The organism is Cytobacillus oceanisediminis (assembly GCF_003182355.1).
GTDB classification, from domain to species: Bacteria; Bacillota; Bacilli; order Bacillales; family Cytobacillaceae; genus Cytobacillus; species Cytobacillus oceanisediminis_A.
In genome coordinates, this window is the sequence record NZ_QGTW01000002.1 from 454,574 (window position 1) to 479,294 (window position 24,721).

22 protein-coding genes are annotated in these 24,721 nt (G+C 41.3%); 19 read left to right on the top strand and 3 right to left on the bottom strand.

What is annotated here, in order from left to right; genetic code table 11:
* Positions 1-468 precede the first annotated feature (468 nt).
* Genes nikB through DFO73_RS06440 form a run of 4 tightly spaced genes read left to right on the top strand, consistent with a single transcriptional unit; the run spans position 469 to position 5,900 of the window.
* A complete protein-coding gene (gene nikB / locus DFO73_RS06425; protein ID WP_110063946.1) occupies positions 469-1,404 on the top strand; it encodes a nickel ABC transporter permease in 936 nt (311 codons plus the stop codon).
* Positions 1,401-2,315: an ABC transporter permease gene (locus DFO73_RS06430; protein WP_110063947.1), complete on the top strand. Its 915-nt coding sequence runs from the start codon at positions 1,401-1,403 to the stop codon at positions 2,313-2,315. The genes nikB and DFO73_RS06430 overlap by 4 nt, the downstream gene beginning before the upstream one ends.
* A 10-nt stretch (positions 2,316-2,325) precedes the next feature.
* On the top strand, positions 2,326-5,274 hold the full coding sequence (locus tag DFO73_RS06435) for a M14 family metallopeptidase (protein ID WP_110063948.1): 2,949 nt from the start codon (positions 2,326-2,328) through the stop codon (positions 5,272-5,274).
* Between the two features lie 14 nt (positions 5,275-5,288).
* Positions 5,289-5,900, top strand: a complete 612-nt coding sequence (locus DFO73_RS06440) for a pyroglutamyl-peptidase I (RefSeq protein ID WP_110063949.1) — start codon at positions 5,289-5,291, stop codon at positions 5,898-5,900.
* A gap of 193 nt (positions 5,901-6,093) precedes the next feature.
* On the opposite strand, the gene DFO73_RS28495 is transcribed toward DFO73_RS06440, so the two are convergent.
* Positions 6,094-6,237: a hypothetical protein gene (locus DFO73_RS28495; RefSeq protein WP_181395936.1), complete on the bottom strand. Its 144-nt coding sequence runs from the start codon at positions 6,235-6,237 to the stop codon at positions 6,094-6,096.
* Between the two features lie 302 nt (positions 6,238-6,539).
* On the opposite strand from DFO73_RS28495, the gene DFO73_RS06445 reads away from it, so the two are divergent.
* The 12 genes from DFO73_RS06445 to DFO73_RS06500 all read left to right on the top strand — a co-directional run bounded on the left by DFO73_RS06445 (position 6,540) and on the right by DFO73_RS06500 (position 18,740).
* Positions 6,540-7,205 (top strand): GntR family transcriptional regulator, encoded by a 666-nt coding sequence (locus tag DFO73_RS06445; protein ID WP_110063950.1) that lies wholly within the window; start codon positions 6,540-6,542, stop codon positions 7,203-7,205.
* A gap of 47 nt (positions 7,206-7,252) precedes the next feature.
* Positions 7,253-7,939: a DUF2848 family protein gene (locus DFO73_RS06450; protein WP_110063951.1), complete on the top strand. Its 687-nt coding sequence runs from the start codon at positions 7,253-7,255 to the stop codon at positions 7,937-7,939.
* Positions 7,940-7,942: 3 nt separating this feature from the next.
* Entirely contained in the window at positions 7,943-8,740 is a 798-nt protein-coding gene (locus DFO73_RS06455; protein WP_110063952.1) for a carbon-nitrogen family hydrolase, read from the top strand.
* 12 nt (positions 8,741-8,752) lie between these two features.
* On the top strand, positions 8,753-9,754 hold the full coding sequence (locus tag DFO73_RS06460; RefSeq protein WP_110063953.1) for a TRAP transporter substrate-binding protein: 1,002 nt from the start codon (positions 8,753-8,755) through the stop codon (positions 9,752-9,754).
* Between the two features lie 35 nt (positions 9,755-9,789).
* Positions 9,790-10,257 carry a TRAP transporter small permease gene (locus DFO73_RS06465; protein WP_181395937.1) on the top strand — a complete coding sequence of 156 codons (468 nt, stop codon included), beginning with the start codon at positions 9,790-9,792 and terminating at the stop codon, positions 10,255-10,257.
* Positions 10,245-11,522, top strand: coding sequence for a TRAP transporter large permease (locus DFO73_RS06470; protein WP_110063955.1), 1,278 nt, complete (start codon positions 10,245-10,247; stop codon positions 11,520-11,522). The genes DFO73_RS06465 and DFO73_RS06470 overlap by 13 nt, the downstream gene beginning before the upstream one ends.
* A gap of 173 nt (positions 11,523-11,695) precedes the next feature.
* The gene (locus DFO73_RS06475; RefSeq protein ID WP_110063956.1) at positions 11,696-13,291 is read left to right on the top strand and encodes a helix-turn-helix domain-containing protein; all 1,596 of its coding nucleotides are present in this window, start codon (positions 11,696-11,698) and stop codon (positions 13,289-13,291) included.
* A gap of 110 nt (positions 13,292-13,401) precedes the next feature.
* On the top strand, positions 13,402-14,907 hold the full coding sequence (locus DFO73_RS06480) for an aldehyde dehydrogenase family protein (RefSeq protein WP_110063957.1): 1,506 nt from the start codon (positions 13,402-13,404) through the stop codon (positions 14,905-14,907).
* 25 nt (positions 14,908-14,932) lie between these two features.
* Positions 14,933-15,793, top strand: a complete 861-nt coding sequence (locus DFO73_RS06485) for an NAD(P)-dependent oxidoreductase (RefSeq protein ID WP_110063958.1) — start codon at positions 14,933-14,935, stop codon at positions 15,791-15,793.
* Positions 15,794-15,818: 25 nt separating this feature from the next.
* Positions 15,819-16,646 carry a DUF3100 domain-containing protein gene (locus DFO73_RS06490; RefSeq protein ID WP_110063959.1) on the top strand — a complete coding sequence of 276 codons (828 nt, stop codon included), beginning with the start codon at positions 15,819-15,821 and terminating at the stop codon, positions 16,644-16,646.
* Positions 16,639-17,091: a hypothetical protein gene (locus DFO73_RS06495; protein ID WP_110063960.1), complete on the top strand. Its 453-nt coding sequence runs from the start codon at positions 16,639-16,641 to the stop codon at positions 17,089-17,091. The genes DFO73_RS06490 and DFO73_RS06495 overlap by 8 nt, the downstream gene beginning before the upstream one ends.
* A gap of 359 nt (positions 17,092-17,450) precedes the next feature.
* The gene (locus DFO73_RS06500; RefSeq protein WP_110064015.1) at positions 17,451-18,740 is read left to right on the top strand and encodes a M20 family metallo-hydrolase; all 1,290 of its coding nucleotides are present in this window, start codon (positions 17,451-17,453) and stop codon (positions 18,738-18,740) included.
* Positions 18,741-18,928: 188 nt separating this feature from the next.
* On the opposite strand, the gene DFO73_RS29785 is transcribed toward DFO73_RS06500, so the two are convergent.
* Together DFO73_RS29785 and DFO73_RS06515 are read right to left on the bottom strand one after the other, a co-directional pair.
* The gene (locus DFO73_RS29785; protein WP_375137306.1) at positions 18,929-19,504 is read right to left on the bottom strand and encodes a YesL family protein; all 576 of its coding nucleotides are present in this window, start codon (positions 19,502-19,504) and stop codon (positions 18,929-18,931) included.
* 271 nt (positions 19,505-19,775) lie between these two features.
* Positions 19,776-20,918: a GntR family transcriptional regulator gene (locus DFO73_RS06515; protein WP_110063963.1), complete on the bottom strand. Its 1,143-nt coding sequence runs from the start codon at positions 20,916-20,918 to the stop codon at positions 19,776-19,778.
* A 439-nt stretch (positions 20,919-21,357) separates the two neighbouring features.
* On the opposite strand from DFO73_RS06515, the gene DFO73_RS06520 reads away from it, so the two are divergent.
* The 3 genes from DFO73_RS06520 to DFO73_RS06530 all read left to right on the top strand — a co-directional run bounded on the left by DFO73_RS06520 (position 21,358) and on the right by DFO73_RS06530 (position 24,627).
* Positions 21,358-22,713, top strand: a complete 1,356-nt coding sequence (locus DFO73_RS06520) for an ABC transporter substrate-binding protein (protein ID WP_110064016.1) — start codon at positions 21,358-21,360, stop codon at positions 22,711-22,713.
* A 98-nt stretch (positions 22,714-22,811) separates the two neighbouring features.
* The gene (locus DFO73_RS06525) at positions 22,812-23,702 is read left to right on the top strand and encodes a carbohydrate ABC transporter permease (RefSeq protein WP_110063964.1); all 891 of its coding nucleotides are present in this window, start codon (positions 22,812-22,814) and stop codon (positions 23,700-23,702) included.
* Positions 23,703-23,856: 154 nt separating this feature from the next.
* A complete protein-coding gene (locus DFO73_RS06530) occupies positions 23,857-24,627 on the top strand; it encodes a carbohydrate ABC transporter permease (protein ID WP_258309287.1) in 771 nt (256 codons plus the stop codon).
* Positions 24,628-24,721: the final 94 nt, after the last annotated feature.

Here is a 24,721-nt window from a genome sequence, read left to right on the forward strand (position 1 = left end):
TGCTATCTCTTTCTTTTAAGAATTTATAAGCCGGAGCGTATCTGGCTGATGCATGGCCCGCGGAATGGAAATCATCTACTTCCGGGACCAGGGTTTTTGCGTTTTTTACAAAATAAGAAAGTTTAAGATTTTGAACGTTGAAAACTGTCTAGCGCAAGCAGCCTACCCCCTCGAGGCCACAAGCTTGTTTAGTTGCGGCTCCTAGGGACTCGGGGTCATAAGCCGTTTCCTTTCAGAAGGGAAGACACCTTCTTACAGGAATCGTCTTATGCCTGAGGCCCGCAGGTTGCGGGTCATGCAGACGTTGCCACAGGACGTGGCGCCCTTAGTCTGCGTTCTTTGAACGGGCAGTCGCCTCCACATTTCGGGCAAGCCTCCCAAAAAGGCAAAGAACACCTTTCCGAGAGGCTCGTCTTGTGCTTGTCGGGGGTGGGCAAGGCGCTTGCGCTTTTCTTAGGGGGAACAAAAATGGCAGCTTATATTATTCGCAGATTGCTCCATACCATCTTAGTTGTATTTGCTATTTCTTTGATTATCTTCTTTTCCATTCGCCTGACTGGCGATCCGGTTTCAGTCATGTTTTCAGCGGGTGAGCCGACAAAAGAAGCAATTGAAGAAGTGAGGCGCAATCTCGGACTGGATAAACCAATCTATGTTCAATATGGAATTTTTCTAAAAGGTCTCGTTACGTTTGATTTGGGAGAGTCGTTTAGAAGCGGTATGCCGGTCATGGACTTGATTATGGAACGGCTTGGCGCCACATTGGCACTTGCGTTTGGCGGCATTACTGTAGCGATGCTAATCGCCTTTCCAGTTGGAATTTTATCGGCCGTTAAAAGAGGGACAGGCGTCGATTTCTTCGGACGTATTTTTTCATTAATCGGTATTTCATTCCCTAACTTTTGGCTTGGCATCATGCTGATTTTAATTTTTGCCGTTAATTTAAAATGGCTGCCTTCATCAGGCTTTGAAAGCTTCGAGCATCTTATTTTGCCATCCATTACGCTTGGCATGATTTTATCAGGTATATTGGCAAGGCTTGTTCGGTCTTCCATGCTTGAAGTGATGAACCAGCAATATGTGTCAACCGCAAAATCGAAAGGGATCAGTGACTGGGCAGTAATTATTAAGCATGCTTTCCGGAATGCTTTATTGCCCACGGTTACTTTTCTTGGCCTTCAGTTTGGATCGCTGCTTGGCGGTACCGTTATTGTGGAACAAATCTTCTCGTGGCCGGGAATTGGACGTTTAATTATAGACGCCATCAATCAGCGGGATTATCCAGTGATTCAGGGCGGCGTTATTTTCCTTGCCGTCATCATGGTCGTAGTGAACTTAATCATTGATTTAAGCTACACCCTTATTGATCCAAGAATTAAAATCGGGGGGAGCGGAAGAGCATGACAACTTTAGAACTGGAAAAAACACCGCAGCAGCAGCCAGTTACGGCCAAAAAGCCTTTTATGAAAAAGTTCTGGAACTTCATCAAAAAGAATCCAGCCGGTGTGATCGGGATCGTCCTTGTCGTTTTAAGTGTTTCAGCGGCACTATTTGCACAATGGATTGCCCCGTTTGATCCTTCCAAAGCCAATCTGACTTCACGCCTTGCGCCACCTTCCTGGGCGGATGAAACGGGAGAATCTGTTTTCTTCCTCGGGGCTGACCAGGTAGGACGGGATTTATTGAGCAGAATTATCCATGGTGCGAAAATCTCACTAATGGTAGGGTTTTTCGGCGTTATCATCTCCATGGTTATCGGAACAGTGCTTGGCCTCATTTCAGGCTACTTTGGAAAATGGCTGGATGATTTTATTATGCGTATAGCCGATATTCAATTAGCCTTTCCTTTTATGCTGTTTGCGATTGTTATTATGAGTGTACTTGGAACGGGTATTTGGAAAATCATTATTATTCTGGGTCTGACCTACTGGGTTGGATTTGCGCGTCTTATTAGAGGAGAGGTTATTTCTCTAAAAGAGCAGGAATATGTTCAGGCTGCGAAAGCAATTGGCGGCACTAATTTTACGATTATCAGAAAGCATATTTTACCAAATGTTATGTCCTCCATTCTAGTACTGGGAACGATGTATATTGCTGAATTCATTCTGTTGGAAGCGTCTCTGACCTTCCTTGGATTGGGTGTCGATCCGACGATTCCATCATGGGGAGGAATGCTCGCAGATAGCCGCAACTATGTCACTTCGGCATGGTGGACTGCCACTTTCCCTGGTGTTGCCATTATGCTGACCGTGCTAGGCTTTAACCTGCTGGGGGATTGGCTCCGTGATCGTTTTGACCCTAATATGAAATTGTAGGTGAATAAGGGTGGATAATATTCTTGCAATATGGACGAAGGAAGGCTTGCTTCGTGATAACAATGACGATGGAGTCATTGATGGAACAGCTGTATTTATAGACCTCCCGGATCATCTCGCTCCGGATGGGTTAATTGATTTCTGTGCCCGGCTGGGATATGAGACTACCTCTCTATCCCTTCGTTTTTTTGAACATAGTAACAGTGCTGTGAAAATGAGTTTTATCTATTCGGATGTGAAAACGGAGATAAGACTTGAAAATCGGGAGCTTATTGTTCGTTATAAGAGCGAAGCGGAATTATCCGATTTGCTGAAACTTTTAGCGGCAATGCATCCTGAGGAGTCCACTGGGACAAGTGACGCGATTGAACTTAAAGATGGCAAGCTGGCAGCGGGACAAGTTTTTATCAAGACGATTGAGGGCAAGGGTGAAGAGGCATATCCTGAAATTAATAGTTTGAGTGATTTGTGGAGCTTTTCTGGTATTGGTAAAAATAATGAAGCGTCCCCATCCAAACTGTTGCATCTCAATGTGAGTATTGAAGAAACGATTAAAACATCCGAGCTTTTAAAAGGATTATGTTACTTTGCTGCAAGAAGTGCGATGTATTCTACTAAAATTGTTTTTCCTGTAACAGGGGATGGTTCAAAGGCAGGAGTGCGGCTGGAAGTTAGAGAAGATTCTCGTGCCAGTTTGGAACTCACTGGATCCAATGTTCTACAGCTAAGGGGACCGAAAGAATTAGTGGCCACTGCTGCCCGCCATCTTGCAAGAGAGAAGCATTGGAGCGAGGGCGGTGCATTCGGATTCTGGGAGCAACAATACGCTTTGCAGCATAGAACAGAGGCTCCGCTTCTATTTGAAATGGAATGGGAAGATGTACCTGAAATAGAGCTAGCTCTTGGTATTTTAAAAGATTCAGAGGATCTTGCGGATGCAGATATTGAGATTTATTTATCAGAGCCGCTTGGTGTGCGGAGGAAGCTGGAAAAAGAGTGGGAGGCTGTTTTTCCAGAGGCAAGTATATTAGTGATACGTTCTGCTTTTAAACCCGGATTGCATTGGCTTATGGAAGAGGTTCTGCCCGGATTGGGGGATTCAGGTGAACCTTTTCATGGGCTGGAAATAAAAGTGCAGAAGGAAGCCGGCGAAAAAGGGCTGGAGCTTCCGATTCGCTGGATCCAGGAATTGTATCCTGCGGACCGGCTGATAGAGGAAGAATTCGGTTTGAAGGCAGAACGGGTGAATTTTCAGCTAGAGGAAAAATTGGAACATACATATGAAGTTTTCCGTGTCGATGATCAGGGTGTGAGACATTTTGTAAGTTCATTGGATGTTCCCGTTTCTGAGCTGCCATACGTGGATGGAAAGCATTATGTATATCCTGTTTCGAGTGCTGTGCGTATTAGCACGGATGGGACCGTCCGAGAACAGATTATCCAAACTGACAGGGAACGTTTTTACCGCTTTTATACAGAGGAAGTGCTGCCAAGGCTTCGCAGGGAGGTTGCCGATTATAAGGGTGGGCAAGGCCATACCCGGCCGCTGTTTGAACGGATTGAAATCGATGTGTGGATGAGCGAGGAAGAACGGAAGCTTCCGGTTGATGAAGAGCGTATATCATCGCTTGAAGCCCTACATGAGGATCTATATTTTAATACACTGGATTATTTTGCCCACATGGGTGAAGAGCTGGAAGGAAAGCCATTCAATGCACCCGGCGGCGTTCATCCTTTTATGCATGTTAGAGCAGGGGAGAAGCCTGAAGCCCGTATTCGGGTGTATAGCTGGGAAGACAAGCCGCTTGAAGATTGGGTGACAACGTCCATTCTATTTAATGAAGAGGGGGCTTTGACTGATGCTGTCATGACCAATGGCAAGGAAGAAGTTACCTTGGCAGTAGAGGCCTTTGAAAAACCAGCAGGGCATATCCATCCGGATGTACAGCGCTGGCTGTCCGAGCAGGATTCCTATCGTGTTTTATACCCGGACCATTCTTATCAGGGGCATGCAATTCCTATTATTGAATGTTTCATGGATACTGGTGAAGAGTTTTATTCTCCTTTGAAAATGTCATTGTTTAAGAAAACGATTTTCATAGAAGCGGGGCATCACTCCAATGAGGTATCGAGTACGCCTGCTGTCCTTCAGTTGTTGGAACGTGCCGATAACAAGTTTGGAAATTGGCTGAAAGATGTTAATCTCGTAATTCTGCCTTTGGCAAATCCCGATGGATATGAGCTTGTTACCAAGCTTACTGAAGAGCATCCGGAATGGAAGCATCATGCTGCCAGGTATAATGCCGTTGGGCTGGAGTACTCTTTTGTACGTTTTCAAAAAACAGTATTTGGCGAGGCGAACATTTATCCGGAAATTCTGCGCCGCTGGGCACCAGACGTAATCGTTGATGACCATGGCATCCCGGCACATGAGTGGGTGCAGCCTTTTGCAGGGTATAATAGCCCACCTCGCTTTCCGGTTTCATATTTTCTTCCAAGCGCCAAAATTTATGGGATTGGGCGATTATCAAGCGGCTCTTACCGGGAGTTGCATGTGGAAAATTTGGAGGCTGTTGTTGACCGGATTAGCCAATATATCATCGGTACCGGTATAGAGAAAGAAAATAAATACTGGCAGGAGCGGTTCCGAAAGTATGGAAACCAGTGGCTGCCAGAAGTTTTTCCAATTGAGGAAGCGCCAGGCATCCATTTTTACCGGCAGGCGGATGTCGCGCCCTCATACTCAACAATCGGCATTTCGAGATATCCTGACTGGATTGCAGCGGAAGTGATTTCGGAAGCTGCAGATGAAGTGGTATATGATGAGGTGCTCGAAAGCTGCATAGAAGCACATATTGTTTTTGATTTAGCCATTTTGGAGGTGCTTCAAAATGCAGGCATAGAAGTAAAACGAAATGGGCTATCGTATGAAAGGATACGGCCTATTAATCTTTCATGAAAGAGGTTTTAATAATGAAAACTCTATTGCTAACTGGTTTTGAACCATTTCTTGATTTTACGATCAACCCGACAAAGCGAATTGTGGACGAACTTAATGGACAAGAAGTCGGAGAATATAAGATTCATGGCGAAATTTTACCGGTCGATTTCAGAAAGTCGGGGAAACTGCTCTTAGAACATATTGAAAAGATCCAGCCGGATGCAGTCATTTCTTTGGGACTTGCGGGCGGTCGCTATAAAATCACGCCTGAGCGGATCGCGATTAACACGAATGATGGAGATTCTGACAACAGCGGCAATGTTCCGGTTGATGAGATGATCCAGGAAGACGGAGCTGACGGCTACATGTCCACTCTGCCTGTACGAGCCATGGTCAATCGCTTAATGGAAGCAGGCCTGCCTGCAGAAGTATCAAACACAGCAGGAACCTACCTATGTAACCATGTCATGTACCAGGGCCTCCATTATGCAAAAACACATAATAAAAATACGCCATCAGGATTTATCCATATCCCCGCCTCCCACGAACTCGCCATCCAGCACGGCAAAATCCCAAGCTGGTCCCACGAAGACCTCAAAAAAGGGATATTGACTTGTATTGAGGTGCTGGCGGAGAAACATTAAGGTACCAGGTACCACCCGAATTTTGTCGAAAAAGCTTGCCGAATTTTATATTTGGCAGGCTTTTATTGGGTTTGTTAACGGTGTTCTGTCATGAGGCTTTCCCCTCCAAATTCCTTATATGTATTCATCTGCCTCATGAGGCACTGCTTAGGTTTTTCGTTAAGATCAAATCCAGTCCAATAAAGATTTGTGTCTATGCTTTGCCCTCCAGGTTTCCCTTTACTGCCTTCAATTTAAACTCAGACTTATAAACAATAGATCGTTCTGGTACATGATCCGCGTTTGGGTTGTTCTCAAGGACTTTTATCAGTGCTTCGTTAAAGATTATTTTACTCACGCTCTTTTCCCCCGATATCTCTTAAATGATTATAATCGGTTTTTATCTTTTAGGTACAAAAAACCCGAATGGGGGACTTTTTTGTGTCCACTATTCGGTGTAGTCAAATGGAAAAACAGGTTTCTTTTTGGTTGTTTTAAAATAGAATAAAAAGCCATTTTGTGGATTCTGTGTTTATTTGCAAAAATCAATTAACAAAATTGTGTTTATTGGGATAAGAATAAATAATTTGACAATTTAAAAACTTTTGTGTATTCTGTGTTATGTGTAATGTATACATTATACATAGGAGTGAAACTACATTGAGTAATCTAAATATGAACCCTGTAAAATCCAAGACAACAAAAGAAATTGTTTACGACGAGATTAAAAATGCCATTTTTAATGGGAGCATTAAAGGCGATGAGGTTATTACAGAGACAATCCTTGCCCAATCATTAAATACCTCTCGAACTCCTGTAAGAGAAGCAGTGGGAGATTTATTAAAAGACGGACTTTTAGTATCTGTACCTAGAAAAGGGCTGAAGGTGCGGGAAATTACCCCAAGCGAGAAAGATCAGATTATTTTTTTGCGTATTTCCATCGAAACAGAAGGGTTAAAAAGGATTATCCCTGTTATTAAGCCAAGTCATATTCAATATTTAAATGATTTAATTGAAATGCAAAAAGAAGCAATGGAAAAAAATGATCGAATTGAATTTATTGAATTGGACCAAAAGTTTCATAGAAAGATTCTTTTCTTTGCTGAGCAGCATCTATTAGGTGATATTTTGCTGAATTTATATAATTTAACAAGATTAATAGGGCATCAAGCTTTAGCAAAAAAGGGTCGTATGGAAGAGGTTATTGTGGAGCATTCGCAGATAGTCGAAGCATTACAGTTAATGGACGAGCTTCAAGCAACAAAGCTAATGGAGCAGCACTTATTGCAGACAAAAGAGTCTATAGAAATCGTCGAAGGAAATTAAAATTTTTAAAAATAGCTGAAAGCGCTATCAAAAATAGGAGGTATGAAATGAGTACTACTCTACTGCCATTAATGATTAACAATGAACAAAGGGAAATAAAGGTCAGCCATGTGTATTGCATAGGTTATGCGGGCCGAAATATCGAAAAAACAATGGAGCATATTGTTGAGCTTGAGAAAATTGGAGTTCCAAGGCCAAAAGAAATACCAACTCTCTACCCTGTTAGAAGAAACAGCCTGAACCAAACTGGTGAAATTGAAGTGCTAGGCGGACAATCAAGTGGTGAAGCTGAAATTGTCTTGGTTTTTGGAGACAAAGAAGATGAAGTCTTCATTACTGTTGGCAGTGATCATACAGATCGTTCCCTTGAAACAATCGATATTAATCAGTCAAAACAAATTTGTGATAAACCTTTGGCACAAAAGGCATGGAAACTAAAAGATGTTATTGACCATTGGGATAATCTCATTTTATCTTCACAGGTGAAGTTAGATGGTCAATGGAAGGAATACCAAAGAGCTAAAATAAATGAAATCATTCCACTAAATGATATTAAGAGTTTCTTAAACAAAAAAACTGTACCTATGAAAAATATAGTCGTATTTTCAGGAACCGTACCTCTATTAGAAGGATTTAAATATGGTTCAGTATTTAAAATGTCATTCATCGATGAAATTCAAAATGATGAGATATATGCTGAATATTCTATAACACGTTTAGATGCGGAGGAATAAAGTGTGAAAATATCAATTTACCAAATGGAAATTATTCCTGGTGATCCACAGGGAAACTTTAAAAAAGTTAGCGCGTGGGTGGAGAAGGAAGTTCAAAATTCTAAACCAGACCTGATTGTCCTTCCCGAAATGTGGACAACTTCCTATACGCTTGAAGACATTCACATTCATGCAGATGAAAATGGCAAGGAGACGATTCCATTCCTTCAAACATTGGCTAAGACATATAGGGTTAATATTATTGGGGGTTCTTTTGCCAATAAAGTTGATGGAAAGGTTTTTAACACTGCTCCTGTCATAAACCGAGAGGGTGAAGTAGTTTATCAATATGATAAAGTTCATCTGGTGCCTATGTTAAATGAGCCAAAATATTTGGCGGGTGGCCAGAAAGTACCTGAGATATTTGAACTTGATGGTGTTAAGATGGGCGTTATCATATGTTACGATTTACGTTTTTCAGAAATTATCCGTCCGCTTGCACTTGAAGGTGCGGAAGTATTGTTTATAGTGGCAGAATGGCCACTTGCCCGGCTGAACCATTGGAAGAATATCCAAATTACACGTGCCATTGAAAACCAAATGTTTGTGGTTTCCTGCAATAATGTGGGTGCTTACGATGGAGTAACATTTGGGGGCACCTCTATGGTTGTTAATCCTTGGGGAGATACCTTAATTCAGGGGTCTGAAAAAGCCGAGGAAACACTATCAATCTTAATTAATGTTGAAGAAACTTTAGAGGTTCGCAAGAAAGTACCGGTGTTTTCGAGCCGTGTACGACATTTATATAAACAAGGACTATAAGGGGGAAAAATCATGAAAAAAAGTATAATCGCAATGATCTCAACTCTAGCATTGTCTGCATTTATCACTGGATGCTCAGGTTCTAGTTCTTCCAACGGGAAAAGTGAAGATGCTCTTACATTAAAATTAGCTCATTCAGGTTCTGATACACACCAATATCAAATTGGAGCAGCTGAATTTGCAAAAGTTGTGGAAGAAAAATCGGACGGCAAAATTAAAGTGGAGATTCATGGGAATGCCACGCTAGGAAGTGAAGCGGAGGCAATTGAACAAGTTATAGATGGAACAATTGATATGTCAGTTGTCGCTGCAGACAGTTCTCTTGCAAATACAGTTCCGGAGATGAACCTGTTTGGTCTTCCCTATGTTTTTGATGGGCGTGAACATGTTTACAGTAAACTTGATGGTGAGTCAGGAAAAGAGCTCCTTGGTTTAATTGATCAGCACAATATGAAAGGTTTGGGATTCTGGGAGGTTGGCTTTAGACACTTAACAAATAACAAGATAGAAATTACAAAACCAGAAGATGTAAAGGGATTAAAAATACGTGTCCAGCCTGCGCCTGTTTGGGAAACACATATGAAAGCATTAGGAGCGAACCCTACTCCGGTAGCATTTAATGAACTATATTCAGCATTGGATCAAGGGGTGGTAGATGGACAAGAAAATCCATTACCTACCATTCATTCTATGAAGTTTTATGAGGTTCAAAAGCATGTTGCTCTTACTGGCCATACCTACACCCCTGCAGTTGTTATTATGAGCAACAATTCTTGGGATAAGTTAAACGAAGACCAAAAGAAGGTTATTGAAGAAGCAGTGGCAGAAACAACGGAATATCAAAGAAACTTCCTGGAAGAAAAAGAGCAAGAAATTATTGCTGAATTAAAAGAAAGCGGCGTTACAATTACTGAGCCAGATCGTGAAGCTTTTAAAGAAGCAACAAAAGACGTTAAAAAGGCTTTAGAAGATCAAGTCCCAGCCGAATTGATTTCGGAAATGGAAAGTAAATAAATCACATTGATCCCATGAAAGAGGGAGGTGAACATATGCTGCTTAAAAAGATAGATTATTATATTGTAAAGTTGCTAGAGTTTATCATAACCTTTTGCTTGTCAATTACGGTAATTCTTACTTTAGCACAGGTTTTCTATCGGTTCGTTTTAAAACATTCACTTAGCTGGTCACAAGAAGTTGTAATGATTAGCTTTGTATATAGTATTTTGTTCGGAGCAGCTCTGGCGTTTGAAAAGTCTGAACATTTGACGGTAGACGTTTGGGAAAATGCAAAGGCAAGTGTACAAAAGGCTTTTAATGTGATTGCCTATATAATTGTTCTAATTATAATAGGGGTGTTCTTCTATTACGGATTAATGCTTGTTTCTGATAACTTGAAATCAGGACAAATAGTGGGGTTCCTCCCAATTAAAAAAGGTTATGTATATATGGCATTGCCTATAAGCAGCTTGTTCATGCTATACTTCCACGTTAAGAAGGTGTTCAAATGGCCTGGCTAATAGTCCTTTTATTCGTTTTGATCCTATGTAGAGTACCAATTGCCTTTGCTTTAAGCTTTGTTTCTTTTTTGGGGATCATGCTTACGGACCCAGGACTTCTAATTAATATTCCCCGTAAAATGTTTAATGGTATTGACAGTTTTACACTAGTTGCTGTCCCTTTATTCATTCTTGCTGGCGAATTGATGACACAAGGGGGTATATCCAAGAGATTAATTAAATTCTCTCAAACCTTGGTTGGACATTTGCCAGGCGGGCTTGCATTGGTAGTCGTTCTTGCAAGTATGTTCTTTTCCGCTCTTACTGGTACGGCTATTGCAGCCGCTGCTGCAATAGGGGGAATGATGATTCCAGCGATGAACAAGGAAGGATATGATATTCGTTTCTCGACCAGTTTAGTTGCAACCTCAGCAACAATTGGCCCAATCATCCCGCCGAGTATCGTCCTAATATTATATGGAGTAATCGCAAGTGTTTCCATTGGTGATTTATTCATTGCAGGAGTCATTCCGGGTTTATTAATGGGAATAGGCTTGATGATATACAGTTACTTTGTAGGGAAAAAACACAATTACCGTTCTAGAGCAGAAAGAGCTTCCTTTAAGGAAATAATCACAGGTGCAAAAGATGCGATATTAGCACTTCTCATGCCTCTGATCATTATTGGCGGTATTACCTCAGGTGTATTTACGGCAACTGAATCCGGTGTAATTGCAGTACTTTATGCTTTTATTGTCGGTAAGTTTGTCTACAAAGAACTTGAATTCAAAGCTCTTTGGAACATTTTATTAAGTACAGCAAAAACAACAGCTACAATTGTCTTTCTCATTGGGAATGCTGCTTTATTTATTTGGTTTCTCTCATTCAACAGCATTCCAAATCAAATTATTGATATGCTTGGAGGAATCTCGGAAAGCCCGTTCCTGCTGTTGCTCATCATTAATGTGATTCTGCTGATTGCTGGAACATTTATTGATACGATAAGTGCAGTATCTATCTTTACACCTTTATTTTTACCGCTAGTCCTTGCTGCCGGTATAGACCCAATCCATTTCGGGATCATAATGGCTGTCAACCTGACTATCGGGATGGCGACACCTCCGCTTGGTGTCTGCCTGTTCGTAACCGCAGCTATTGGCAAAATAAGCGTCCCTAAAATGTTTAAGTTCCTATTTCCACAGGTTATTATTCTGATTGTTATCCTATTCATTATTACATACATCCCGGATGCGATTTTATTCCCGGTTCACTTGTTTAATGGATAGATAGAATCTATACATGCGTATAGCAAATAACAATATATCTTACCCATTCATGTTGGATAAGGTATATTGTTATATTTTTTCTAAAACCTCCAAATACCTTTTCTTACATTCTCCATTATAATAAATTCATAGAACTGTACTTCCATCCTTTAACCTTGAAAGGAGCTTAGCCCATGAACATCATGCAAGATAAAATCTCCAGACTTTTTGAAGTCAATCGGAGCCTGACTCAGTCTCTTGATTTGCAGGATATATTAAAGAAGCTGGTAGAGGCAGCATTTGATTTAATAGAGAACGCAGATACTACGATTCTATATACCTTAAATGAAGATGGATTGCTGCATTTTTCCCATGGTGTAGGGGTAGAGGCCCAGTTTATGCAACAGGTAAAATTTGAGCCGGGAGAATCTCTGACTGGCCTCGTTTTTCTTACAAAAAAGGGCGTCATTGCTTCGGGTCATGAGTTTAGGGAACATATGAGCCGCATGTCTGAAACCAATTATGTTCACTTTTTTAACGGCGTCTTCCGGCGGGAGGTTAAAAGCGGAATTGTGGTGCCATTGGTTTATAAAGAAGAATGTATTGGCGTGCTAGTGGTAGATAATTTTGATAGAGATGTCCAATTTACAGAGGAAGACTATCAAATTCTGGAGATTGTGGCGGACCAGGCAGCGATTGCCATTATGAATTCCAGGCTATACGAAGACTTAAAGCAGAGGAATGAAGAGCTAAGCCATTCTCTGGATAGTCATCGGAAATTCACGAAGATTTTGCTTGAGGGCAGAGGCGTATCCTATATTCTTGAAACGATCAGCAGTATTTTGGGAACCCGGGTGACATATGCTGAAACCTCTTTTGATGAATCCTGTTCTTTTCCGATTATCAGCTCGAACGAACTCTTTGGATATTTCCAGCTAAAAGTACCCATTGATGGCTTAACGAATATCCAGAAGGCTGCTTTAGAGCACGCAGCGACTGCGCTGTCATTGGACTTTGTAAAGCAAAATACCCTTTTTGAAAAAGAAATGCACTTAAGAGAAGAAGCATTTCACGATATTGTGAACGGAACTCGTGTGAGTGAAGGGATTATGGGAAAATTCAATTTTAACGAAAAGGTCAGAATTTCTTGTATGATGCTTGATTGCAAGTCCGGTTTTTTGTGGGATGCCGCTAGCTTCCGGCAAAAGGAAAAGCTCGTAAGGTCATTGGAACAGATATTGAAAAAATATTATGAGACCAGTATCGTTTTTACAAAATCAGATCAGATTGTTGTCCTGCTGGCTAATGTGCGGAAGCAGTGCGGTCAAAATCTTGCGGAAGAAATTTGTGCGGTCCTTGAAACCAATAAACAGATAGCAATTGGGCTGGGAAGAGAGGTTCCTTTAAAAGAAATAGCTGATTCCTACCGTGAAGCAGCCGAAGCCGTTTCGTATTATAAAAGCCTAAAAAACAAAAGCTTTGTGACCTATTCAGAGCTGGGAGTGGAAAGGCTCTGGCTTAATACAGAACGCAGCTTGCTGGATAAGTTTGTAGCAGACAAGATCGGCCTATTACTGCATATGGAGCCGGAGTATCTGTCTACGATGCAAACCTTTATCTCCCATAATAAAAGCCATAAGAAGACGGCTGCTCTAATGCATATTCATCCGAATACCTTAACGTATCGGCTTAAAAAAATCGAGAAAGAGTTAAAGGTTGATTTTAATAGAAAAGAAGACTGGATCAATATGGTGCTCGCTTTTCAAATCTTCGAATACCTGAGCTCTTAATTGGTATGCGTCACAATGAATCCTAGTAATCTTTGGTTATCACCACATATACATTAAATTTTCTAAATATTATAATTAATCTCATATTACTTATGGTAAGGAGAGATTTGATGACGACTGAAATGAATAACCAAAGCACAGCTGTTGAAAAGCAAAGGGATGGGGAAGTTAAAACCTACTACAATTATATTCATGGGGATTGGGTTCCATCTGTTACAGGGGAAACATATCCAAGCCTAAACCCTGCAAACACAGAAGAGGTATTAGGGTATTTTCAGAAGTCCAATGCTGTCGATGTACAGTTAGCCATTCAAAGCGCCCAAAAGGCTTTTCCCGCGTGGAAAGGGACATCTCCGATCAGCCGTGGTGACATCCTATTTAGACTGATCTTTCTGCTTGAACAGGAAAAAGAAGAGCTGGCAGAAATCATTACGAAGGAAGTTGGCAAAACGATTGAGGCTGCCCGCAAAGAAGTGGATGCAACGGTTCAGGCTCTTAAGCATTTTAGCGGTGAGGCCAACCGGCTTTCGGGTGAAACAGTCCCTGCCATTGACCCAAATACTTTCGCCTGTACTATTCAGGAACCGCTTGGAGTGGTTGCGGTCGTCACTCCTTTTAATTTTCCTCTGGGAATTGCGATTTATAAAATAGCCCCATCGATGCTTGCGGGAAATACCATTATTTATAAAGCAGCAAGTGATACATCTCTTGTAGCTGTAAAGGTTGCCGAACTGTTTGAAAAAGCAGGAATGCCTAAGGGCGTACTTAATATGATTACGGGACCGGGTTCAGTAGTTGGTGAAGAGCTTGGGACCAATCCAGAGATCAAAGCCGTATCCTTTACTGGCTCTTCTGATGTGGGCATTCATCTTGGGAAGCTCGTTACAGCACATGGCGGAAAAATGCAGGCTGAAATGGGCGGGAAAAATGCGACCATTATTCTGGAGGATGCCAATCTGGAGGAAGCCGTACAGAGCGTGGTCATCAGCGGTTTTTACAACAACGGGCAAAGCTGTACTGGAACGAGCCGTGTGATTGTGCCTCGCTCTATTTCCAGGAAGGTAATCGAATTATTAGTTGAAAAAGCGAAGCAAATTAAAGTCGGCAATGGAATCCGGGAAGGATACGACAATGGGGCTGTGGCAAATAAGCATCAATTAAATACTTATCTTCATTATGTGAATAGCGCCATATCAGAAGGAGCCGTTCTTGAATATGGCGGAGAGCAGCTGACTGATGGCGAAAAAGCGAATGGCTATTTTGTTGCTCCAACTGTCTTTAGCAAAGTAACGAAGGACTTTACCATTGCGAAAGAAGAAATTTTTGGACCTGTGGTTGCGGTGATGGAAGTGGATTCTTATGAAGAAGCTATAGAGCTTGCGAATGATACGGATTTTGGTTTATCATCTGCCATTTTTACCAATGACCTTCAAAAGGCCTTTGATTTCGTCCGTAAAATTGAAACAGGTGTCACTCATATCAATATCCCATCCAATCATTATGAAAACCAGCTCCCATTTGGCGGAAAAAAGACATCAAGCATCGGCCCGCGTGAACAGGGAAGCTCGGCATTGGATTTCTGGCTGGATACGAAAACGGTCTATATTAAACCATAACATCAGGTGAAGGGAGGGACGTCGTGTGAAAAATATAGGTGTGATTGGCTGCGGGGCAATGGGTAAAGGGATTGTTAAAAATTTAATCAAGAACGGTTATAAGGTTTTTGCTTATGATCCTAGTGCAGATGCATTGGCAATATGCGAGGAGCTTGGGGCGATTCCCCAGCCCTCTCCATTTGAAGCAGGGAGGCAGGCTGAACTAGTAATTTCTTCATTGCCTGGACCAGGTATTGTCAAGGATGTTATGATGGGAGAAAGCGGAGTCTTTGCTGCTTTAAAGCCTCGCAGTTTTGTCCTGGATATGAGCACCATTGATCCCGCAACAGCCCAGGATTTATACCAGGCTGCAAAGGAGAAGGGCATCCATTTTTATGACTGTCCGTTAAGCGGGGGGCCTAAGGGTGCTGATGCCGGTACGTTGACCATAATGGTTGGGGGAGACGATAGATATATAGCAGACATTCGCCCGGTCTTGGAGAGTGTAGGAAAGGATATTTTTCTGCTTGGCTCTTCAGGTTCAGGACAGGTGGCGAAGCTGTGCCATAACATGCTTGTTGCAGTGATTACTGCAGGGCTTGGGGAGGCCTTTGCAGTAGGGGAAAAAGCAGGTATCAGCCGGTCTCAGCTTGCGGAAGTCATTCAAAGCGGCTCAGCTCATAATCGAGTGCTGTCCGTGTTTGGTGAGAATATCCTTAAACATACATACGAGAATGTGCTTTTCAGCCTAGAGCATATGAACAAGGATATCCACTTATACACGGACACAGCCGAGCATTACAGTGAAGATTCTCCAATGGGACAACTGGTTTGCAGCATCTATGAGAAAGCGATGGAGCAAGGGAAAGCGAAGCTCGATTCATCGGCAATCTGCGAGGGGATCTAGTAATCTTTTATCTAGGGGGGAAATTATGAAAAACGAAAAGACAGAAATTTTGAAAGATTGGCGCTTGCATGCGATTGTACTAGTTCTTGTGGCAGCCACAGAAGCAATTGGGCAGATCAGCTTTAAGGTAGGCGCCGGTGTTATTCTCCTGCTGCCTATGCTGTATGCCTTTTTCCTGGGCCTAGGGCTTTACTTCACACCTCTTGTGAAAGAAAAACAGGCAAAAAATGCCGAGCCTCTTATCATTCTGGGCGTTACCCTGTTAATTGCTAAAATTGGTGTGACGATTGGACCGCAGATTGATGCGATTATTGCGGCTGGCCCATCCCTTTTGCTTCAGGAGCTTGGAAATTTAGGGACCATTTTATTTGCTCTTCCAATTGCCATTCTTCTTGGATTTAAAAGAGAGGCCATCGGTATGACCCACTCGGTTGGCCGGGAGCCGAATGTTGGGCTGATTATGAATAAATACGGATTCGATTCACCAGAGGGCAGAGGTGTAATGGCTATTTATATTTTTGGTACTGTGTTTGGTGCTGCCTTCCTTGGATTGATTTCCGGATTCCTGGCTACCATTACTCCCCTCCATCCTCTATCGTTTGCGATGGCATCGGGTGTGGGAAGCGGAAGTATGATGGCTGCTGCCAGCGGATCGCTTGTTGCTGCATTCCCTGAAATGGAGGCCCAGATTATCGCCTTTGCTGGTGCCAGTAACTTGCTTTCCCTTTCAACAGGTCTATATGCAAGTATTTTCATAGGGCTGCCTCTTACGGAGAAGCTATATTCCATCATGATGAGACGAAAAGAGAAAAAGGCTTCAGATGCGGATAAAGGGGGAGACATTCATGCTTAAAAACATAACAGAGTGGTTTCTCATTTTGGCGGTATTCGGTTTTTCAGCCATTGTTGGGAACTGGATCGGATATGATATCCTGCCAACAGCTGCAATTCCTGGGATGCTTGTTTTAATTGTTATAAGTGTTCTAGGCCTTATTCTTGAAAAAGTGGTGCCAGGCAACATTCCTAGCGTCGGTTATATCGGCATTATTGGAATCATTGTTTCCATTCCATGGTTTCCCGGCTCGGAATATATAGTGAAATGGACGACCCAAGTGAATATACTTGCTCTTGCAACTCCAATTCTTGCCTATGCAGGTATTTCAATCGGAAAGAACTGGGCTGACTTTTCCAAGCTGGGCTGGAGAAGCATTATTGTCGCAATCTTTGTGTTCTTCGGAACCTTCATTGGATCTGCGGTTATCGCCGAGATTATTTTACGTATGCAAGGGATTATTTAATGGTTTTGCGGCCCGGCAGGAGTTTATCTGCCGGGCTTTTCATGATTAGGCGGGGAGTAGCGCATTTTAGCTATCCATCCGTAAAATTAAAGGTAAAATCCTATTTAATCACCTGATTGATTGGTTTTTCTTGCGTGTTTTTTTAGCTGCTTCAGATATATCGGTCACTTTGTCATGTTTATCGGTCAGATTTGCTTTTTATCGGTCACTTTTTCAATATATCGGTCAGATTTCGATTTTATCGGTCAGTTTTCCGATATATCGGTCACTTTGCGTCATATCAACATTCTAACTATTGCATAGTCGTAATAGGATTTAAACCTATGAATTTATCAAATAAGAAAAGAGAGGGATCTGTAATGAAAAGAAACCTGTATGAACAACTTATAAAAGATTATAATGGTGAGCTTACTCATTCTGGTGTCAGCGGTGATAGATTGGCTTTAAGACTTGATGAGCTTTCCAAAATAGGCCTTATGGAAAGCGGCGGGGTCACACGCCCTGGCTATTCAGCAGAGGAAAAAAGAGCAAAAGAATTAGTGATCAGCTGGATGGAGAGTGCTGGTTTAAGTGTGACTACAGATGGTGCCGGCAATGTATTTGGAAGGCTGGAAGGGAAAAAAGATACTCCTGCCATTGTTTCAGGTTCGCATGTCGATAGCGTTCCAAACGGAGGGCACTTTGATGGCCCCCTCGGCGTTCTGTCTGCTTTGGAAGTAGTGGAAGCATGGAAAGAAACAGGATACATACCGGAAAAGCCTTATGAGGTTGCTATTTTTTCAGATGAAGAGGGTTCCCGATTTAAGAGCAGCTTAACAGGCAGCCGGGCTTTTATGGGCCAACTAAAGCCGGAGGAAATGGATAGCCTGCGTGATGAAAATGGGAAGTCATTCAGAGAAGTTTTAGCCGAATATGGCAGCAGTGCTGAAGAGTGCTTAAGGGCCGGAAACAACAGGCGGGAAATGGACACCTTTGTCGAAGTGCATATTGAACAGGGAAAGGTGCTGGAAAGAGAAGGCCAGCCTGTTGGAGTCGTAAGAGGCATTGCAGGCCCGGCCTCGCTGGAGGTAACTTTTACGGGGGAAGCCGGACATGCAGGAAATACGCCGATGGCTGGGCGCAAAGATCCGCTGGTGGCTGCCTCGTTATTTGTGGGAGCCATTGAGAAGTTTCCAAAACAAGTCAGCGATACAGCCGTTGCCACTGTCGGAAAGCTGAACGTACATCCAAACGGCTTTAATGTCATCGCCCAAGAAGTTAAATTGATTGTGGATATTCGGGATATCTTTGAAGAAACCCGTGACCAGCTGCTGGAGCTCATTACAGCCGTGGCCCGAAAAATAGCCGAGGAAAGAAATATTGAAGTACAAATGAACCTGAATGCAAAAATAAAGCCACTGCCGATTAAAGACACACTTCAGGCTAAAATAGCAGGATCCCTCTCCAAATTTGATATAAAACCAGTCTATATTCCGAGCGGTGCCGGACATGACACGATGATTGTAGGAACTGAAATACCAGCTGCCATGCTGTTTGTTCGAAGCAAGGATGGCATCAGCCACAATCCGCGCGAATGGACTTCCTTAAATGACTGTGTTTATGGTGTCCATGTTTTGAAGGATTTTGTTGAGGGGCTTATGGAAGATTAAATCTGAATCATACCATTCTGAAAAGAGCAGCCAAATATATCCGGCTGCTCTTTTTGTGCGTACGGCTTGGATGCAGTCTGCAGGGGGCATTTCCAGAGCCTTAAATTTAAGGTTTTTGATCAATTTAAATGTAATGGAAAATAAAAATAGCCACCTGAAAGATGGCTAAATGGGTTGAGGATCTCATGTTATTCAGGCTGGACAGCAGAGATTTTAGTAAACACCCGGTAACAAAGGAGATAATTCACATAGGCATATACACTGAATATAAAGAAAAAAGTGACCGACCATGTCAAGACAAACAAAACGCATAAGGCCAGCAGGAAAATGGATGCAATAGTAGTTGGAAAGTATCTAACTGAAAAGAATAAAGAGTTCTTTATTGCGCTCATAAAATGAACATTATAATTTGCAATGGTAGAGAAAATAAAGCTGGAAATAGACAGAAAGAGAGTTCCGAATATAGTAAGGATAGGTAAAAGAATAGATTGAAATTCACCGAGATTTTCCATTAGGAAATAGTCGATACTAAATATCCCGGCAAAGGCTAGCCAAACAAGGCCTAGCAAAAAGCTTAATTTAAAATTCTTTTTGAAGAAATGAATAAAAGGTCTAAACACGCTATAGTCTTTATGCAAAATCCATTGCCGGATGACACAGTACATGGCTACAGTTGCCGGAAAAATTGTCATCACAGGCAGACAAAACAATAGCCAAAGAATATTAAGCAGAAAAAAAGAAGTTAGAAATTCAAGTATCCTCATTATTTTTTCATTCACTTGACTCACCAAACTTATCAAAGTTTACTTGCACGTACAATTAAAATAGCATATTTTCATGTAAAAAAGAAGACTTCTTAAGAACATATGAAGGAATAGATAGATATAATAAGAGTTTTTAGTAAACACCGCCCTATCTTGTCCATACAAGTTAGGGCGGTGTGGTTTACCAAAGGTACAAAAAAGTGAAAGGAAGGATAATAAAAAACAAAGGCGGACGCATTCTTTATTCATAAGAATGCGTCCGCTAATTTGTTTAGGCCTCTTTGACCTTTAGTCGCGGAGCTGTGGAATTCCTGATAATAAGCTCAGGCTCATAAACTTTCGAATAAGAATCATTGCTCCGATTTTCAACAGCAGAAACAATCCATTTAGCGGCTTCTACTCCCATATCCATTTTTGGATGGGTTACCGATGTTAGCTTAATATCAGACGCTTCAGCTAAAAAAGAATCATCGTATCCAATGATTGACACATCTTCGGGAACACTTAACCCAAGCCGTCTTAACATATTTAGAACCTGTAAAGCCAGTTCATCATTATAACAAACGATTGCAGAAGGCTTAGATTCAGATGAGAAGTATTTTTCTAGTCGATCAATCAAAGAACCGTCTTTTTCTTCGGTAGTGTAGGTAATGACCATATCTGGGAAAAAGGGAAGCCCGTGCTCCCGGAATGCCCGAATAAATCCTTGCATACGGTTGACCCCTTGACGGTCATCTGTCTTAAAGAGTCCAATGATTTTTTCATGTCCCAGTTCTATTAAGTGTTCTGTCGCAATAAAACCTCCATGTTCATCATCCATAATAATATGAGGAGGCATTAGTTGTGAATAATACTGGTTTATCATCAAATAAGGAACGTTGTTTTGTTCCAGCTGTAAATAGTAGTGAAGATTAGGATTGAAATTGCTGCTCTTTGTAGGTTCGACAATAAGGCCATCAATATTCCTATCCAGCATTGTCTGTAAACATTGTTTTTCTTTTTCAATATTATTGTCCGTACAAGCAAAAGTAAGAGAATATCCTTGATCTGTTAAATATGATTCAATGCCTTTAATAATTGACGGGAAAATATAATCGGAGATATAGGTTGTAATAACGCCAATATTTTTCCCATTTGAAGCAGGGGGCTGGACGGGCTGTTCGTTTTGCCCGGCAGTTTGTTTGTGTATTGCTGTTGCTGTTGAAGAACAGAACGTTCCTGCTCCTTGTTCACGGTATAATAGGCCATCGTGGACGAGTTCGCCAACAGCTTGCCGAACGGTATGTCTGCTTACGCCAAACATTTTAACAAGTTCATTTTCAGAATAAATTTTCTCGCCGGGTTTTACCTTCCCGCTCATGATCCATTCTGTTATTTGATCCTTTACCATATTATATTTAGTTTGTTGTGTCACCGGTCTCACCACTTTCAACTTGTATGCTTAATGAAACTTATACGTACAATAGCTTAGTATGATATTATCATATCAGAAAAGTATTAAAGCTACTATAAAAATGAACAAAAAAAGAACACGTACGTATAAGATGTGAATATTCAAAAAAAAAGATTGACGTGTACGCACAGGTATATTAGTATTTGAAATATAAAGAATACGCTTTCAAAGCCTTTAAATGACCAAAAAAATGATCTATTTTTCTCTTTCCGAAAAATCGAAGGAGAAGGATATTTAGGAGGGCTCTTATGTAATAGCTTAACATGTACGTATATCTTTGTAATGTTCAAGTGTATTGAGAAATGGGTATTTTTTCTTTCTATCTTAATTGAAAATGTTTACGCTTACAATATTTGTTTGTTCACTTAATATAATTTTTGGGGGGATCAGCTTGTTTAAAGTGTCTAAAAAAATAGGTGCCGGAATGTTACTAGCTACTATGCTCGTTAGTACTGCTCTGACTGGATGTTCAGGTTCAAGTGAAAGTTCTTCTGGAAAATCTGATGGGAAAATCGAGTTATCCTTTATGTTCAGAGGCCAGCCTCAAGAACAGGAAGCATTTAAAGAAGTTATTAAGAAGTATGAAGAGGCAAATCCCGATGTGGATGTAACAATGGTCATTACGGCTCCTGACCAGTATGATACTAAATTAAAAGCTGCTATTGCCGGCAGAAAGATTCCTGACGTTTTCTTCTATAATCCTGCTCAAGTGAAAGCTTATGTAAACTCTGGTGTATTGCTTGACATTACAGAACAGGTTGAAGGCTCTGAAGATATTAAGCTGGAAGATATTTGGGAAACTGGAGTAGACAAGTACCGATATGATGGGAAAACATTAGGTGAAGGTGCTATTTACGGATTGCCAAAAGATTTGGGTCCTTTTGCTTTAGGATACAACAAGACGATGTTTGAAGAAGCAGGAATTCCTCTTCCTGATAAAGATAAGCCTTATACATGGGATGAATTTATCTCAGTATCGCAAGAGTTGACAAAGGATACGAATGGCGACGGCAAAATGGATCAATATGGTACAGGCTTTAACGTAAACTGGGCACTGCAGCCATTTGTTTGGAGCAATGGGGCTGACTGGCTTGATGAAACAAAGACGAAAGTAACAATTGATGACCCAAAATTTACTGAAGCGCTTCAGTGGTTTGCTGACCACCAAAACAAATATAAAATTACTCCATCTATCGGTGAAGCACAAACACTTGATACATACCAGAGATGGTTGAAAGGTCAATTAGCGTTCTTCCCTGTTGGTCCATGGGATATGGGTGCATTCAAAGAGCAGTTGAAGTTTGAATATGATTTAATTCCTTGGCCGGCTGGCTCTACCGGTAAATCTGCAGCTTGGATCGGATCTCTTGGAATCGGTGTGGGATCTACAACGAAACATCCAGAAGAAGCAGCTGAGCTGGCAATGTACCTCTCCGCTGATCAAGAGGGACAGCAAGCGTTAGTTGATGCACAAGTACAGCTGCCTAATAGTATGGAAGTAGCAAAATCCTGGTCTGAAGATACAAGCATTAAGCCGGAAAATAAACAAGAATTCTTAGACATTATCAATGATTATGGACGCGGTTTCCCAGCTGAACACACTTATACCGGGGAATGGTATGAAGAATTTTTCAAGAATATTCAGCCAGTTTTAGATGGGAAGCAAACAGCAGAAGAATACGTGAAAGAAGCACAGCCTAAAATGCAAAAGCTGCTGGATGCTGCCATTGAACAAGAAAAGCAGGCTGCAAAGTAATCAGATTGAACATGGGATAAGGAAAACTATAAATGGTGCTGGTGTGAGTAAGGTGTTACTGGCACCATTTATTCCTTTTTTCTGAAAGGGTGGGGAAAATGATAGCGAAATCCAAACTGCATCGCACTGAACAAAGATATGCTTACTTTTTTATTGCTGCCCCTATTATAGGATTCCTCCTTTTTGCCATGACCCCCTTAGCGTACTCCATTTATGGTGCTTTTACCGACTGGAACGGTCTCGGTCGAATGGAATTTGTAGGGCTGGAAAACTTCAAAAATGTATTTCAGGATGAATATTTCTATAAATCGATGTATAACACAATTTTTATGATGCTTGGCATACCAATAGGGATTGTGATTGCCTTGCTTTTGGCCCTGGCATTAAATAGAGGGATTCCTGGAACCAATACTTTTAGAGTGCTGTACTATATCCCGGTTGTTTCTTCTATTGCTGCAGTATCGATTTTATGGCAATGGGCTTACAACGGTGATTATGGATTAGTCAATCAGTTTTTGGCTATTTTCGGAATAGAAGGGCCTAACTGGCTGCAGAACACATCTACCGTCAAGCCTGCGCTGATCATCATGGCGGTGTGGAAAGGTTTGGGGTTTACGATGCTGCTTTATTTGGCTGCTCTTCAAAGTGTTCCGGCTACTTATTATGAAGCGGCCAAACTAGATGGTGCTAACGCATTTCAGGCTTTTTGGCATATTACTCTCCCGATGGTAAAACCAGTTACTTTCTTCATAGTTGTAACCAATATTATTGGCGGCGCCCAAATATTTACTGAAATTAATGTTATGACACCAACCGGTGGTCCTGAATATAGTTCTGCCTCTGTTGTATTTTATATCTGGCAAAAAGCATTTGGAAGCTTCCAACTAGGTTATGCATCGGCTATGGCCTTGGTACTTGGGCTTTTCATCTTTATCATTACGCTAATCCAGTTTAGGATAAACGAAAAAAATTCCTTTGACATGGATTAAATAAAGGTGAGTAACTAGCAGAAAGGGGCTTAATAGGATGGAAACTGTACTTGCAGAGAAAAAGGAAATAGTGGCTGCGCTCAGGTCAGAAAAAAAAATAAATAGAACGACAAATATTTTTGTTTTTATCTTTTTAAGTATTGGCGCCGTATTTATGGTAGCGCCATTGCTATGGATGTTCTCGACTTCTATTAAAACAAAAGAAGATGTATTTGCTTTACCGCCGGTTTGGATTCCGGAAACCATTTCGTTCAGTAAATATACAGAGATTTGGGAAATGGGGCCCCTCCTTTCGGGTATTTCAAATAGTTTGATAGTAGCCGTTACAGTAACGGTGATAGGAACCTTCACTTCTAGCCTGGCCGCATTTGCCTTTGCGAAACTTAAGTTTCCAGGAAGAAACAATATCTTCATTATGCTTTTTGCATCCGTGATGATTCCATACCCGGTGGTTATGATTCCCCAATTTATTATGTTTTCAAGTATAGGTTGGGTTGATACATTATTGCCCTTAATTGTACCTGGCCTATTTGGGAATATATTTATGATATTCTTCCTGCGCCAATATTTAACAAGCGTTCCAAATTCAATTATCGAAGCGGCGAAGATTGATGGATGTTCATATTTCCAAATTTTTTACAAGATTATTTTTCCATTAATAAAGCCGGCAGTAGCAGCACAGTTGATTTTATGGTTTATGGGCATTTGGAATGATTATTTGGGTCCGATCCTTTACCTGAACTCACCTGAAAAACAAACACTGCAGCTGGTAATCGCAAACTTTAACGCGTCATATGCGATTCAAAGTGATTATCCATTAATTATGGCGGCTTCAGTGGTTGCTTTGCTTCCAATGCTTATTGTATTTATCATCTTCCAAAAGCAAATAATTGAATCTATTGCCATTTCCGGAGTAAAAGGATAAGCAAATTTAGAAATAATCTTTTTGATGCCATTTGAAAATAAAACAAGGGAAGGCACTTATCATTTTAGCGATAAGTGCCTTTGTTTTAGCAGTT